Raw genomic sequence first — 14835 nt, 5'->3', positions numbered from 1 at the left:
AAGTCATCCCCGGCGCTAGGCCGGGGATGAACGCATCTGCTGTCGATCAAGGCGCCGCGCGGCGCGAGAACGATACAGCGTAAGCCTGCGAGCGCATCGGGAAGATCGTGTCATTCGCCGGGCCTTCGATACCGTCGACCACGTTCGTCGGATCGAAGAAGTTAGCGTCGCACGTCTTGTTGTCTTCGAATGCCGTGATCGACAGCGTACCAAGCGTTACCGTCTTGCGCTGATCTTCGTTCGGCCAACGCTCCGTCGGATCGTTGGTCGGATCGCCCGGCTCGCCCAGGATCGCGATCAGCTTAAACTGAACCGGACCTTTGCCCAAACGGTCTTGAAGCTCGGGCCGGTAGAAATCCGGATCTTTCTTTTTCGCGTCGTCGTCTGAAATCCCTACATCGCCCGCGAGCGGGATCGCCTTATATTTGAAAAGCTGCTTCTTCCCTTCCGCGTTCGTGGCCGTAAAGGAGTGTACGCCCCAGTAATCGATGGTCGCAAAGCTCGCGGGCACCGGACGGGCATTGAGCCACGCCGCCTGATGCGTCGCATTGGGGTTCTCCTTAAAGAACTCGCCGATCTTCGCTTTGTCGTGCGTCGCGACGGTCGTCAGCAGCTTCAGGAATTGATCCGGATCGCGCACGTTGAACACTGGCGCCGAGATAATGACGAGATCGGTGGTGTTGTCTTTACCGAGATCGAAATGCAGCGCCATACCGCGCACGTTGTCTTTTTGCGCGTTCGAAGCGTTCGGGTCACCGCCGCCCATTGAGAAGCGGCCAATCACGCCGACCGGTGTCTTGGAGTTGAAGTGCGGCGCTTTCGTCAGTGTCGCGGCCTCAGGGTCCGGTACGAAGTTGCCTTTGACGCACTGACCGTGCGTGTGCGCGGCACGGAGGCCCTTATGCGCGCCGAAGACGGCGTTGAGCGCGTTAATGAGGCTCTCCCCGTCCGCTTCGGCATAGGCTCGGGATATTGGGACGATCGAAAGCGCCGCGACAAGCGTGGCGGCAGCTACACGCCGATAGGAAACCATTGGAAGCTTCTCCATTGCAGATCTTTTTTGACGGGGGTCTCGCCGATAGACGCCACTGTCATTACGCTTCTCATCTATGGCGTACAAATGTTGCAATAGGACCTAGGCACCTCGCGCGGCTCTTAGCCACGCGAGGTGAGATCAAACCGATCGAAAAAACTGATGTAGGGAAAGACATTGGCGGACAATTGGCGCGAGAGTTGTCGCGCCGGAGACCCCGGGGTCAGGCCGCGTCGGGGCGCCATTCCGGGAAAGGATCGGGCAGCGCTCGCCAAGCCGACGTATCGAGTGGCCCGTGCTCGGCGATGGGAAGCAGGCAGTCGTCGAGGTCCGCCACGATTCTGGCCTTGTCCATATCCCGCGTGCCGATGAAGACGATCTCCTGGCGCCGATCTCCCCACACCTTATGCCAGCCCTTATCGATCCGCGCGACGAGGGTTTCGTCGTTAGGCCAATTCTTCTTCGGCACGGCCGCCCACCAGTAGCCGATGGCTTCGTGACGGACGAGCGCGCCAGCCTGGCTCAATTCACCAACCCATTGTGGGCGAGAAGCAAGCCAGAAAAAACCTTTCGCGCGTACGACGCCCGGCCAAGTCGTGTTGAAGAACGCATGCAGCTTCGACGGTTCGAACGGCCGCCGGGCGCGATAGATGAAACTCGCGATGCCGTAGTCTTCCGTTTCCGGAACATGGTCTTTGAAGCCATTGAGTTCCTTGAGCCACGTTGGATGGCGGCTCGCCTGTTCGAAATCGAAAAGGCCCGTATCGAGAATGTCCAAGATGTCGACGCGGGCGTGGCTCGTCTCGATGATACGAGCATCCGCATTGAGCGCGCGTATGATCGTTCGCGCCGCCATGACGTCTCGTGGCTTGGCGATATCAATCTTGTTGAGAATGACGACGTCCGCGAATTCGATTTGCTCGACGAGCAACTGCACCAGCGGGCGCTCGTCGCCCTCGCCCGCGACTTCCCCGCGATCCTTCAGAAAATCGCGCGACGAATAATCTTTGAGCAAATGCGCCGCATCGACCACCGTAACCATCGTATCGAGCCGCGCGACGTCGGACAGACTTCGTCCTTCCTCATCGCGAAACTCGAACGTCGTCGCGACGGGTAGCGGTTCCGCGATGCCGGTCGATTCAATCAGCAGATAATCGAACCGGCGCTCGGCCGCGAGCCGGCGAACTTCCTTCAGAAGATCGTCGCGCAGCGTGCAGCAGATGCAACCGTTCGACATTTCGACGAGAGTTTCATCGGTTCGCGAAAGATCGGCTCCGCCCATCGCGACCAGATCCGCGTCGACGTTGACCTCGCTCAAGTCGTTGACGATCACGGCGACCTTCAGGCCGTCGCGGTTGTTCAAGACGTGATTGAGAAGCGTCGTCTTGCCCGCGCCGAGAAATCCGGAAAGGACGGTAACGGGCAGGCGCCGGTCGGGCGTCACTGCCGTCTTTTTCATGTGCGCGATAATATCAGAATCCATGGACGATCTCCCGGGGTTGAAGATCGTGCATGTAATAGGATGTTATAACATCCGTCAAGTAAGCCTATCGGGAGGATAAACAGGACAAAAAAAGCCGCCGTGAATTCGGCGGCTTTTCACTTTCTGTGCGGTGCGAGCGTTACGCGATAACGATGATATCGACCACTTCCAGCGTATCCGGATCGACGATCGCAACGTGCGCTTCATCAATCATGAAGTACTCGTAGCCGCTGTAATCGGGCACGATCGACACGATTTCCTCGGGTACCGGATAGAAGTGAACCGAGCGCGGAACGACCACGCCGACATTCACGGCGATGCCTATACCGCGCGCCGGCTCAACGCGATGGCTGCCCCAGGCAGCGCGGACACGCGTTTTCTGCTCAGGGCTTACGTTCGTAAGCGAACCCTTCGGACGCGCCTTGCCTTCCGTTCCTTCGCCGGCACCGGTTGCGCCCTTATCGGCACGGGATTGGTCTTTGGCTTGATCGGAATTCTTCCGGTCATTGCGATCATTACGATCCGCCCGGTCGTTGTGCTTGCTGCTTCGATCGTTGTCTTCAGCCTGACGATTGCGCTCGTTCGTATTGAGCTTTTCATCGGTCGCCTGTTGACGATTGGCTTTGCCTTGCATCTTGTCCGATGCCGCGTCCTTACGCATCGAACCGGCGCTATCGCTCGTCCCCGAACTGCGGTCGCCTTTCATCTTCATCTCGCCGTCGGAAAAGGTCTTCGAGGGTGCCGAGCCGCTGTCCTTCATGGCTCCGCCCGGCGCCGAACCAGACCGCTCCATCGTTGCGCCACCTGCTCCAGCGCCACCTCCGGCTGGTCCGCCATTGTTCGGGTCCGCCATCGCAAACGTCGAACTCGCCACGAGAGCAACGGCGGCAATCGAATACTTCAGCATAACAATCTCCATACGTTGAGTTGAACCGCGACTGCCCGCGCGATTGGTTGTGCAACGTGCTGAAGGACGTGCCGTTCCAAAGTGCGAAAGTGGAATGTGTGCTGAAGGAATTGCGGAGCACCGGATGCGCCGCGCATTTCGAAAGCGGCCGCAAATCGAATATTGAACGCTGAATATATTGCGACGCGATTACTGCGACGCACAAGAATTAGCGCCATAAATCGTCATCAAATATTGGCGAAATTGCCGAACTCTTCTTGTTGCAGCGGATTTTCCATCATACGATTCAAGTATTCGAAATTAACCCACGGTGATTGCGATGACAGATGCCGCAACAGTGGAACGGGATCCCACCACTGAAACGCGCGACCTCACGAAGGCTGAAGTCGATAAGTTTCTCTTTGGAAAGCACATTACAGGTTGCCCGGTGTGTGGACGCTTTCGCGCGAACTGCGACGTCGACATCCATATGCTGACGTGCGAGCGCAAATCGTCATCGAGCAACGCGCCCGTCAACGTCCTGATGATTGTCTGCCAGAATTGCGGGGGCATTCAGTTCCACGACCGCTCGGTGATCGCGAAATGGCTCGATTGCCAGCACAGGGTCTGGGTGAAGTAGGGCGCTGACGGCGCCCTTCTATTCCATCGATAGAATGAAGTTCCGCACGACGGGATAGATCTCGCGCTCCCACCGCTTGCCGTTGAACGTGCCGTAATGGCCAACGTTGGCTTGCAGGTGATGCCGCTTGAGATGCGGCCGCAGCGAATGGCAGAGATCGTGAGCTGCCGACGTCTGGCCAAGCGCACAAATATCGTCGCGGCCGCCTTCGACCGTCAACAGCGCCGTCTTGAGGATCTTGCCCGGATCGACCTTTCGGCCGCGATACGTGAAATCGCCGGTCGCGAGATCGGCGCGCTGGAAAACCCGGTCAATTGTTTCGAGGTAGAATTCCTCCGTCAGATCGAGAACCGCGAAATACTCGTCGTAGAAGGTCTTGATCTTCTGCGCTTCCGCGATCTCGCCGTTGGCCAGATGCTCGTAAAGCTTCTGATGCTGTTGGCGATGGCGGTCGGAGTTCATCGCGACGAAGCTGAAAAGCTGCACGAAGCCGGGATAGACCCTGCGTCCACGACCCTTGTAGCGGGACGGCACGCGCGCCGTAACGTTGGCTTTGAACCACGACAGCGGCTTATCCATCGCGAGCTTGTTGACGGACGTCGGGCTTTCACGCGTGTCGATCGGACCCGCCATCAGCGTCATCGAACGCGGCGCCCCGGGATGCTTGTCTTCCGACATCACCGCGACTGCTGCAAGCGCCTGCACGCACGGCTGGCAGACGGCGAGAATATGCGTATCCGGCCCGATGCTTTCGACGAAGCGGATGATGTAATCGATGTGTTCGTCGACCCCGAAGCGGCCATCGTCCAGCGACACGTCGCGAGCGTTGGTCCAATCGGTGACGTAGACATCATGATCGCGCAACAGCGTCTCGCACGTCTTGCCGAGCAGAGTGGCGAAGTGCCCTGACAGTGGCGCGATGACGAGGACTTTCGGTTGAGGTGTGTCGACGTCCTTGCGAAAGTGCAGAAGATTTCCGAACGGCAGGCGGAGTGCCACCTCTTCCGTGACGGGCACGTCGCGATTTCCGACCCGCACCTTCGAGATACCGAATTCGGGCCTCGCATGCGTCAACTGGAACCGGGTAACCATCTCGAACCCGGCAGCCATGTGCTGTCTCAGAGCCTCGACGGAGGGCAAAAGCTGTTGCTCGACAGCAGCCTTCGAGTTTTTAGCGACTTCACGGAGCGGCGCGAGAAGATCGTCCTGAAACTGATAGGCTTGGTAAAGCATTCGCGAGAAATCTCCCGTCAGCAGTCAAAAAAAACCATGCGACTGAAAAACGTAGTGCATATTGCGCTGCGCTGCGAGAGGATTGTTTAGGCATGGTTGGCGCGAGGGAGATGATCGCCGATGGCGAAAGCGACACTGGCGATATCGTCGAAGAATTACTCTTCATGGTCCTTGCGCGGCTGGTTGCTGTGCCGGATGGCAGGACTCGATTTCGACGAAGAAATCGTTGCAACTGATGATCAAGAAGCCCGTCAGGAGCTTCTGCTGTTGTCGCCTTCGGTTCGGGTGCCGCGACTGACGAACGGCGGCGTGACGGTCTGGGACACGCTTGCGATTGCCGAATACCTGAATGAGATTGCTCCAAAAGCAGGCCTTCTGCCTGACGATCAAGCAACGCGCGCACACTGCCGCGCGGTTTCGGGCGAGATTCACTCGGGCTTCTACAATCTCCGTTCGGCCCTTCCGATGAATCTGAAGGCACGCCACGAGGCCTTCAAGATCTTTTCAGGCGCACGTCCCGATGTCGAGCGGATCAAGACCATCTGGACTGAGTGTCTGGTGAAGTACGGCGGTCCCTATCTCTTCGGCTCGAAGCCGACGGTGGCCGACGCGATGTATGCGCCCGTCTGCACCCGCTTCCGCACGTATGCCGTGCCGCTCGATCCGCAACTCTCGACCTACTGCGAAGCCATTTTTCATTGGCCGTTGATGCAGGAATGGACGCAGGGCGCCCTCGTCGAGCCCGACGAGATCGTCGAACTCGAGGTTGAGTTCTGAGTTCGGGATCGTGTGGCGACGTTTCTATTAACAGTTGAAACCTGAAAATTCTTGTGTCGCTCCGAGAAGCGGCGAATAATCCCAGTCGGCATGCCCATTCTGGGCGCCGGAATGACGTCGTCTGGAAGTCCGCCGAGGGTTATTCGCCGAAATGCACTCTACCGAAGCGTGTGGTCCCGGTCCGCACAGCGGCGTCGCTGCGGCTCATGCATATCGTCCCGATTTGGATGGCTTGAGAGGCATCGCCGTCGTTTCGGTCGTCGCCTATCACCTCGGCCTTCCGTTTGCGTCGGGAGGTTTCGTCGGCGTTGACGTCTTCTTTGTCCTCTCCGGCTTTCTGATTACCCGTTTGATCGCCACCGAATTGCAATCGGGGACATTCAGCATCGCGCGCTTTTACGAGCGCCGGATTCGCCGGATTATTCCGGCGTTGGTTTTTGTCTGCGCCTGCACGACGGCATTGGCGGTGTGGCTCCTGCTGCCGCAGGAGCTAGAGCGTTTCTCCAAAAGCCTGATCGCAACCGCATTATCGGTCAGCAACATCTGGTTTTTTCGAAATTCCGGCTACTTCGATCCCGGTGCCGAAACGCAGCCGTTGCTTCACACCTGGAGCCTCGGCATCGAGGAGCAGTTCTATGTCGTCTTTCCGCTCCTGCTCATGGCCGTCTTTCGCTGGTGGCCGCGTGCGCTCGGAAAAATTGTCTGGCTGACCTTCGCCGCATCCCTCGCCGCGAGCATCGTCTTCCTGCCGAAGTATCCACTCGGAACATTCTATCTGCTCCATTCCCGCGCCTGGGAACTGCTTGCAGGAGGCATCGTCGCGCTCGGCCTCCTGCCGCGTCCCGCGTCGCGGGCGCAGAGTGAGATCGCGACGGCACTCGGTCTCGCAGCCATCGCCGTTGCAATTTTCACGTATACGTCGAAGACGCCGTTTCCCGGCGCCGCCGCGCTCCTGCCGTGTTTGGGAACGGCGATGGCGATCTGGGCCGGGGAGCGCAGCAGCGAAGACGCTCGCATGATTGGCGCGCGCGTTCTGGCGTTCCCGCCGCTGACGGCGCTCGGATTGATTTCCTATAGCCTCTATCTTTGGCATTGGCCGCTCATCGTCTTCACGAGGCTTACGACCTCCGGACACCTCGATGTGATGCAACAGGTGGCGCTCGCTGTCGCCGCAACTGGCCTTGCGGCGGCAACTTGGTATTTCGTCGAGCAGCCGTTCCGGCGCCGCGGGCCGTCGGGTTTCGGTCGCGCCGCGATCTTCAAGGGTGGCGCGTTGGGTCTTGGCGCATTGACGGCATCGGCCGCCGCTCTCCTCGCGCTCGACGGCGCGCCTCAGCGCTTCCCCACCACCGTCCTTGCAATCGCCGCCGCGCAGGCCGACGCCAGCCCGCTGCGTGAGAGGTGCCATTTCCATGTCCGGGGCAATCGCTCTTACGACGACACATGCGTCATCGGTGACGACGTCCCGCCAAGCGTCATCGTTTACGGCGACAGCCACGGCGCGGAATTCAGCGCCGCGCTTGGTGAATTCGCGAAGTCGCGGCACGCAAGCGTTCGCCAGATCACGGCTTCGGGCTGCCCACCGGCGATGGGCTTCACGTTTCCCGCCGACGAGCTATGCGAGCGCTATAACGCTGGGATCATTGATCGGTTGACGTCGATCCCGCCGACGACCGTCGTGCTCGCAACGTATTCGCTGGCCTGGACGCGTGAATATCCCGAGCAGTTCTGGCCGGGCTTCGAGCGCACGATCTCGGCGCTCCGCACCGCCGGTCACCGCGTCATTGTCCTCGGACCCGTGCCGGATATGCTGCAGGCGGCAGGCATTCCGGCGGCTGTTGCGCGATGGACAGCGAAGGGGCGCGATCCGAGCGATTTTTCGTTTGAGTTCGGCGCCGAGGAAGTCGCCAGTGTGGAAGCCCACATGAACGAGATGGCGACCGCACAAGGCGCAATCTTCGTTCCCGTCTCGCCGGAGCTTTGCTCGGCTCAGGGATGCAAACCGTACGCCGATGGAGCTGTACTCTATTTCGACAACAACCATCTCTCGATGAGTGGCGCGCAATTGATCGCAAGCCGACTGCTCGTTCCGATCATCTGGCCCGAGCCCGGCCTGTCGGGGCTGAACGTCAGTCCGCCGCGATAGTGACTGCGGCCCCAGCTTCGTCCGCCGTTGCGCTCACGCCTGCTTTGCCATCTCGCGCAGCTTGTACTTCTGGATCTTGCCCGTCGACGTCTTCGGCACTTCCGCGAACACGACATGGCGAGGAACCTTGTAGCGCGCGAGGCCCGCGCGGCACCACTCGATGATCTCGTCGGCACTCGTGGATGTGCCCGGACGAAGCTCGATGAAAGCGCACGGGGTCTCGCCCCACTTTTCGTCGGGCTTCGCCACGACGGCGCAGAACGCGATCGCCGGATGCTTATAGAGCACCTCCTCGACTTCGATCGACGATATGTTCTCGCCGCCCGAAATGATGATGTCCTTCGAGCGGTCCTTGAGCTGAATGTAGCCGTCGGGATGCATGACGCCGAGATCGCCCGAATGGAACCATCCGCCCGCGAACGCTTCGGTCGTCGCTTTCTCGTTCTTGAGATAGCCCTTCATGACGATGTTGCCGCGGAACATGACCTCGCCCAGCGTCTCTCCGTCGGGCATCACTTCCTGCATCGTTTCCGGGTCGCGCACGCTCAATCCTTCGAGCGCCACGTAACGTACGCCTTGGCGGATGCGCTTGGTGCTTCGTTCCGCTGGCGGCAACGCGTTCCACGAGTCATCCCACTCGTTGATGGTGGCCGGACCGTAGGTTTCCGTCAGCCCGTAAAGATGGGTCAGATGGAAACCGGCTTCCGTCATCGAGTCGATGACGGCGGCGGGTGGTGGCGCGGCGGCATGATTGAAAGCAACGACATGCTCGATTTTTCGCTTCTCGTCGTCGGGTGCATTGAGCAGCGTCGCCATGACGATCGGAGCGCCGGAAAGATGCGTGACTTTATGATCCGCGATGGCGTCATACATCGCCTTGGCGCGCACCCACCGCAGGCAAACGTGCGTGCCTTGCACCATCGTCACCGCCCACGGGAAGCACCAGCCGTTGCAATGGAACATCGGCAGCGTCCATAGATAAACGGGAAAGCGCGTCATGCCGGTCGAGATCGCGTTCGCGTAGCACATCAGCGCCGCACCGCGATGATGGTAGACGACACCCTTCGGATTGCCGGTCGTGCCTGACGTATAATTGAGGGTGATGGCGTCCCATTCGTCCTCGGGCCACCGCCATTTGAAATCCGGGTCGCCCTTCGCCAGGAACGCCTCGTAGTCTTCCGACGACAGCGCTTCGCCCGTCTGTGGAAATTCGAGATCGTTGTAGTCGATGACGATGGGCTTCACCTTCGCCATGGCGAGCGCAGGCTTTATGCTGCTCGCGAACTCCCGGTCCGTGATCAGCACCTTCGCCGCGCCGTGATCGAGCTGAAACGCCAGGATCGCCGGATCGAGGCGGGTATTGAGAGACAGCAGAACCGCGCCCACCATCGGAACCGCATAATGAGCTTCGAGCATCGCCGGAGTGTTGGCGAGCATGACGGCGACCGTATCGCCCGGCCCGATGTATCTTTGCGCGAGTGCGCAGGCGAGCTTCCGGCAACGGGTATCGAACTCCGAATACGAAATGCGACTGTTGCCGTGAATGATGGCGGTGTGGTTCGGGCTGGCAATCGCTGTGCGCGACAGGAACGATAGGGGCGTCAGCGGCTGATAGTTCGCTGGGTTCTTATCGAGGTGGTGGTCAAACGGGTTCAACACGATTGCGGGCCCTGCTGCTTCCTGCGCACGAACATGGCCCCCAAAGGCGGAATGCATGTCCGAAAATGCGAGGACGCTAGCGAAACCGCCAACGGCCGACAATGCCGGATTTGGTGTGTGTCCCTCGATGGATGCTTGAGGCAAGGGCCGTTCGATGCGTGTGAGGACCAATATCATGTCTAATAGATTCATATTGATGTTTAAAACATCAATGATTAGACACGAAACATGAAGCGGCAATATAAGGAGGCGGACGCTTGATCACCGCCACACAGATGCGAGCCGGTCGCGCCCTTCTCGGCATCGATCAGCAGACGCTGGCCGACCGCGCTGGCGTTTCGCTACCGACGATCCAGCGTATGGAGGCCAGCACCGGCAACGTTCGCGGCGTCGTCGATACGCTGACCAAGGTCGTCGCCGCGTTCGACGCCGCCGGCGTTGAACTTATCGGCGAGAATACTCCGAGCATCGGCGTGGGCCGTGGGGTGCGCTTGAGGGAACGCGAGCCCGCAAAGGCAGCGGCGCCGGCACCGTCGCCTAGCGAGGGGCGCGGAAAAAAAGGCGGCGCCTGAGCGCGCCAAAGCAACTGTTCTTTCGCGACGACGACCGCCGACCGCGCTGCCGACGATCTCGCCGCTCCTCGTTGAAAGGGAGACGGAGACATGGAGACTTCGGTAACCGGCGCACGAGTCCGCGCTCGGCCAAGCTGGGTGGAGCTGTTCACTCCGAAGCTCGTCACCGTTCTGCGCGAAGGTTACCATCTGAGAGATCTCCGCGCCGATACGGTCGCCGGATTGACCGTGGCCATCGTCGCGCTTCCGTTGTCGATGGCAATCGCCATCGGATCTGGCCTGTCGCCCGATAAAGGCCTGTTCACGGCCATCGTCGGCGGATTTCTGATTTCGGCTCTTGGCGGCAGCCGCTACCAGATCGGCGGTCCCGCGGGCGCCTTCATCGTCCTGATCGCGACCATTGTCGGGCAGCGGGGTTATGAAGGTTTGGTCCTCGCCACCGCGATGGCAGGCATTATCATGATCGTCGCCGGGTTCCTGCGCCTCGGGACGTACATCAAATACATTCCCTTTCCCGTGACCGTCGGCTTCACGGCGGGCATCGCCGTTATTATCTTCGCCAGCCAAATCAAGGATCTTCTCGGCCTCGATATCGCCCATGAGCCGGCCGCTCTTCTGCCGAAGCTCGTCGCGCTCGGCTCGAATATCGCGACCGTGAAACCCGCCACCGTATCCATTGCAATGCTGTCGATCGCGCTGATCGTCGGCCTGCGCCGATGGAAACCCACCTGGCCGGGAATGCTGATTGCTGTCGGCGTCACGTCCATCCTTGCTTGGGTTTTGGGCTTCGACGTCGCAACCATCGGCTCTCGCTTCGGCGAGGTCCCGCGCACCCTTCCAGCGCCGCATCTTCCGGCATTCGATCTCGCCAAACTTCAGGCCGCGCTCCCGGATGCAATCTCGATTGCGCTGCTTGGCGCCATCGAAAGCCTGCTTTCCGCCGTCGTCGCCGACGGCATGTCGGGCCGCCGCCACCGTTCGAACTGCGAACTGGTCGCACAGGGCGTTGCGAACGTCGCCGCCGTCACGTTCGGCGGCATGTGCGTGACGGGAACGATTGCGCGGACCGCGACCAACGTCCGCGCCGGAGCACACGGCCCCGTTTCCGGCATGTTGCACGCTTTGTTCGTATTGCTCTTCATGCTCATCGCGGCTCCGCTCGCGGCCTATATCCCGCTTGCGAGTCTCGGTGGCGTTCTGGCGGTCGTCTCCTGGAACATGGCCGAGAAAGACGAATTCGGCGCGCTGCTGCGATCGTCCTGGGGAGACGCAGCCGTTCTGCTCGCGACGTTCCTGTTGACGATTTTCGTCGACCTGACGACCGCCATCGCCGTCGGCGTAACGCTCGGCGCCTTCCTTTTTCTGCACCGGATGGCGGAAGCGGTCGAAATCGAAACCGGCGCCTCCTTCATTAACGATGACGTTGCCGATACTGCGGAAAGCGAGAACACCGCCGACAGGATCGGCGCACTCGGCGGCGACGTGATGGTCTACCGCATCTCAGGCGCGTTCTTTTTTGGTGCGACGGCGTCTGTCAGTGCCGTTCTCGACCGCATCGGCGCCAGCCCGAAGACGTTCATTCTGGATTTTGCCGACGTGCCGCTCGTCGACAGCACCGCGGCGCGCACGCTTGAAAGTTTCGCGCATAAACTCGAACGCGCCGGAACGAAGCTGTATTTCACATCAGCCAGCCGGAACGTGCGCCGCACGCTCCTGGCGGCAGGCCTCAGAACGCCGCTCGTGCGCTACGCGGCGCAAATCGAAGATGCGGTCGAGTCGAGCCAACGCGAAAAGCCGGACCGCTGATAAGCGCGGTCCGGACGTCGGCGATTATTCGTCGCCTTGCTCGTCGTCCTTGTTGACCGACGACATTTCCTTGAGTTTGGCGAAAACGCGAGCCTGCTCCTGCTCGGGCGTTTCTTCGGCAGCTTCGGGGGAAGCCTTAGGCGCCAGGATCTCGGCGCGCGACGGCGACGTCGTTTCGGCGGCCGGCAGCAGCGTACCTGCGCGCTCCGGCACTTCGTCTCCATCCTTGCGGTCGCGGTCGCCGCGGCGGGCGGCCTTCTGCACTTCCGCGTCGAGGTCGATCTGCGAGCAAAGGCCGAGCGTCACCGGATCCTGCGGCGTCAACTGCGCCGAGTTCCAGTGCGTCCGGTCGCGGATCTGGGCGATCGTCGGCTTGGTCGTGCCGACGAGCCGCATGATCTGGCTGTCCTTCAGCTCGGGATGGTTGCGAAGAATCCAAAGCACGGCATTCGGCCGGTCATGACGGCGCGAAACCGGCGTATACCGCGGCCCCTTGCGCGTCTGCGGCATCGGCGGCAGCTCAACCTTGCTGACGGCGAGCTGCAGCTTATGCGAGAGGTTTTTCTCTCCCCTCGCAATCTCATCGCGGGTCAGCTGGCCGTTCGTGACCGGGTCCATGCCCTTGATGCCCTGGGCAACTTCGCCATCGGCGATGCCCTTGACCTCCAGCGGATGCAAACCGCAGAATTCGGCGATCTGATCGAAGGCGAGCGCCGTGTTCTCGACCAGCCAAACGGCAGTGGCTTTCGGCATCAGGGGGCGGCGATCGCTCATGGGTATCCTCTTTCGGTCCTTCGCATGGGTTCGCGAAGGACTGGTAAAACGGTAAATTAAAGGGAATGAACCTATATAACGCCTGCAGCCGCCTCGATGCAAGGCTCATTGCCTTAATCAAATGCAACAAGGCCGCAGTCGGTTTCGGTGCACCGTGGTTGCAGGCGGTGTTTATGGCGGGTTAGTGTCCAGGAAAAATGGCCTGATCCAACGATCTGGCTCGATAACATGCAGGGACGACTGAATGCTCGCAACAGCCGGCCGAACCAAATATTTCGAAGACTTAGAGGTCGGTCAGGAAGCCTCGATGTCGCGCATCGTGAGCGAAGCGGACATCGTTGCCTATGCAGCGCTTTCAGGCGACTACAACCCGGTTCACCTTGATTCTGAGTACGCCGCCAAGACCATCTTCAAAGAGCGGATCGCGCACGGCATCCTCTCGGCGGGCTATATCTCGGCCATTTTCGGCATGAAGCTGCCCGGGCCTGGCGCCATTTACATTTCGCAGTCGCTGAACTTCAGAGGTCCGGTAAAAATCGACGATCGCGTTGAATCGATTGTCAAACTCGTCGAACTCATCCCCGATAAAAAGCGCGCTCGCTTCGAATGCCTGTGCAGCGTGGCCGGCAAGCCGGTTTTGACGGGGGAAGCGGTTCTGATGGTTCCCGGCCGGCCGAAGTAAAGGCAAACTCGCCCGCGATCGATTCCCTTCAATGCCGTGATCGGGAACACCGACGAGGCCGCGCCGCAATGCACGTAATTCATGGACACAAGCACGTCCTTCCCGAGTTTCGCGGCTCGGCCGTTGCGATCGGCAATTTCGACGGCGTGCATCGCGGTCATCGCGCCCTGATCGCGGAAGCGAAGGCCCGCGCCGCGGAAAAGAAAATACGGTCTTCGGTAATGGCGTTCGAGCCTTATCCGCGCGAGTTTTTTCAGCCGGGCGAAGCTCATTTTCGCCTGACGCCCCTAAAGCGCAAGCTCGCGATTTTCAAGGCGCTCGGCCTCGATCTCGCGTTCATCGAAACATTCGACGCGGAGCTTGCGGCGCTTTCGGCGGAAGATTTCATCGCGCGCGTCATCGTTGCGGGCCTTGGCGCCAGCCACGTCGTCGTCGGCTACGACTTCTATTTCGGCCATAAGCGCGGTGGCAATCCCGAATTGATGCTGCGCGCTGGCGAAGAGTTTGGTTTTGGAGTGACCGTCATGCCACCAGTTGCGGAAGCGGGCGAGCCGTTCTCGTCGTCGGCCGTCAGGCTTTATCTCGCCCAGGGAGACGTTAAGAGCGCGGCCCATGTCCTCGGCGAGCCGTGGCGCGTCGCGGGCAAGGTCGTCGGCGGCGCCAAGCGCGGGACGGGCATGGGCTACCCGACCGCCAACCTCCCAATGCCGAAAGGCACGACGCTCGGACACGGCATTTACGCCGTCAGGGCCTATTTCGACGGCATTCCCCATGAAGCGGCCGCTTACCTCGGGACCCGCCCGACGTTCGACGACGGGATGCCCGTGCTTGAGGTTTTCCTGTTCGACTTCGACGGCGACCTCTATGGCCGCGACATGGAGGTCGAATTTGTCGACTTCATCCGCGCCGACCGGAAGTTTCACACCGTCGAGGAACTGGTCGCCCAGATGGATCGCGATATAGCAGCCGTAAAGGCGGTGCTGGCGAGCGCTTGATCCTTGATCTCGTCACCCCGACGCAGGTCGGGGGCCAGACAAGCCGCCTGTGTGGAAATATGGCTGGATCCCGGCCTTCGCCGGGATGACGACATGAAAATTGGGCCTTCGAGGGGGCTGTCAGGCCGCAGGATGACTTGCCGGACGCG

General features: G+C 60.4%; 13 protein-coding genes. 7 read left to right on the top strand and 6 right to left on the bottom strand.

The annotated features are described in order from the left end of the window. Window positions 1-46 precede the first annotated feature (46 nt). The 3 genes from WC811_RS08885 to WC811_RS08875 form a co-directional block, all read right to left on the bottom strand. Window positions 47-1048, bottom strand: coding sequence for a catalase family peroxidase (locus WC811_RS08885; protein WP_372643216.1), 1002 nt, complete (start codon window positions 1046-1048; stop codon window positions 47-49). Between the two features lie 208 nt (window positions 1049-1256). Beyond that, window positions 1257-2516, bottom strand: coding sequence for a zinc metallochaperone GTPase ZigA (gene zigA / locus WC811_RS08880; RefSeq protein ID WP_372643214.1), 1260 nt, complete (start codon window positions 2514-2516; stop codon window positions 1257-1259). Window positions 2517-2655: 139 nt separating this feature from the next. Further along, window positions 2656-3423: a DUF1236 domain-containing protein gene (locus tag WC811_RS08875; RefSeq protein WP_372643211.1), complete on the bottom strand. Its 768-nt coding sequence runs from the start codon at window positions 3421-3423 to the stop codon at window positions 2656-2658. Window positions 3424-3742: 319 nt separating this feature from the next. On the opposite strand from WC811_RS08875, the gene WC811_RS08870 reads away from it, so the two are divergent. Then, the gene (locus tag WC811_RS08870; RefSeq protein ID WP_372643209.1) at window positions 3743-4042 is read left to right on the top strand and encodes a hypothetical protein; all 300 of its coding nucleotides are present in this window, start codon (window positions 3743-3745) and stop codon (window positions 4040-4042) included. Between the two features lie 18 nt (window positions 4043-4060). On the opposite strand, the gene WC811_RS08865 is transcribed toward WC811_RS08870, so the two are convergent. Further along, window positions 4061-5275 carry a polyhydroxyalkanoate depolymerase gene (locus tag WC811_RS08865; RefSeq protein ID WP_372643207.1) on the bottom strand — a complete coding sequence of 405 codons (1215 nt, stop codon included), beginning with the start codon at window positions 5273-5275 and terminating at the stop codon, window positions 4061-4063. Between the two features lie 120 nt (window positions 5276-5395). Between WC811_RS08865 and WC811_RS08860 the strand changes: the two genes are divergently transcribed. Both WC811_RS08860 and WC811_RS08855 read left to right on the top strand, forming a co-directional pair. After that, window positions 5396-6052, top strand: a complete 657-nt coding sequence (locus WC811_RS08860; protein ID WP_372643204.1) for a glutathione S-transferase family protein — start codon at window positions 5396-5398, stop codon at window positions 6050-6052. 151 nt (window positions 6053-6203) lie between these two features. Beyond that, a complete protein-coding gene (locus WC811_RS08855) occupies window positions 6204-8198 on the top strand; it encodes an acyltransferase family protein (RefSeq protein ID WP_372643201.1) in 1995 nt (664 codons plus the stop codon). 33 nt (window positions 8199-8231) lie between these two features. Here the strand turns inward: WC811_RS08855 and WC811_RS08850 are convergent, their stop codons facing one another. Beyond that, window positions 8232-9857: an acyl-CoA synthetase gene (locus WC811_RS08850; RefSeq protein ID WP_372643199.1), complete on the bottom strand. Its 1626-nt coding sequence runs from the start codon at window positions 9855-9857 to the stop codon at window positions 8232-8234. Between the two features lie 257 nt (window positions 9858-10114). On the opposite strand from WC811_RS08850, the gene WC811_RS08845 reads away from it, so the two are divergent. Further along, on the top strand, window positions 10115-10429 hold the full coding sequence (locus WC811_RS08845; RefSeq protein WP_372643196.1) for a helix-turn-helix domain-containing protein: 315 nt from the start codon (window positions 10115-10117) through the stop codon (window positions 10427-10429). Between the two features lie 90 nt (window positions 10430-10519). Continuing rightward, window positions 10520-12235 (top strand): SulP family inorganic anion transporter, encoded by a 1716-nt coding sequence (locus WC811_RS08840; protein ID WP_372643194.1) that lies wholly within the window; start codon window positions 10520-10522, stop codon window positions 12233-12235. Between the two features lie 24 nt (window positions 12236-12259). On the opposite strand, the gene WC811_RS08835 is transcribed toward WC811_RS08840, so the two are convergent. After that, a complete protein-coding gene (locus tag WC811_RS08835; RefSeq protein ID WP_372643192.1) occupies window positions 12260-13009 on the bottom strand; it encodes a DUF1013 domain-containing protein in 750 nt (249 codons plus the stop codon). Window positions 13010-13253: 244 nt separating this feature from the next. Between WC811_RS08835 and WC811_RS08830 the strand changes: the two genes are divergently transcribed. Both WC811_RS08830 and WC811_RS08825 read left to right on the top strand, forming a co-directional pair. Next, the gene (locus tag WC811_RS08830) at window positions 13254-13691 is read left to right on the top strand and encodes a MaoC family dehydratase (RefSeq protein ID WP_372643188.1); all 438 of its coding nucleotides are present in this window, start codon (window positions 13254-13256) and stop codon (window positions 13689-13691) included. A 68-nt stretch (window positions 13692-13759) separates the two neighbouring features. Continuing rightward, window positions 13760-14686 carry a bifunctional riboflavin kinase/FAD synthetase gene (locus WC811_RS08825; RefSeq protein WP_372643185.1) on the top strand — a complete coding sequence of 309 codons (927 nt, stop codon included), beginning with the start codon at window positions 13760-13762 and terminating at the stop codon, window positions 14684-14686. Window positions 14687-14835: the final 149 nt, after the last annotated feature.

This window comes from Hyphomicrobium sp. (assembly GCF_041659645.1).
Taxonomy (GTDB): domain Bacteria; phylum Pseudomonadota; class Alphaproteobacteria; order Rhizobiales; family Hyphomicrobiaceae; genus Hyphomicrobium_B.
The sequence above is the reverse complement of the archived record's forward strand: the minus strand, read 5'-3'. Positions and strand labels throughout refer to the sequence as shown.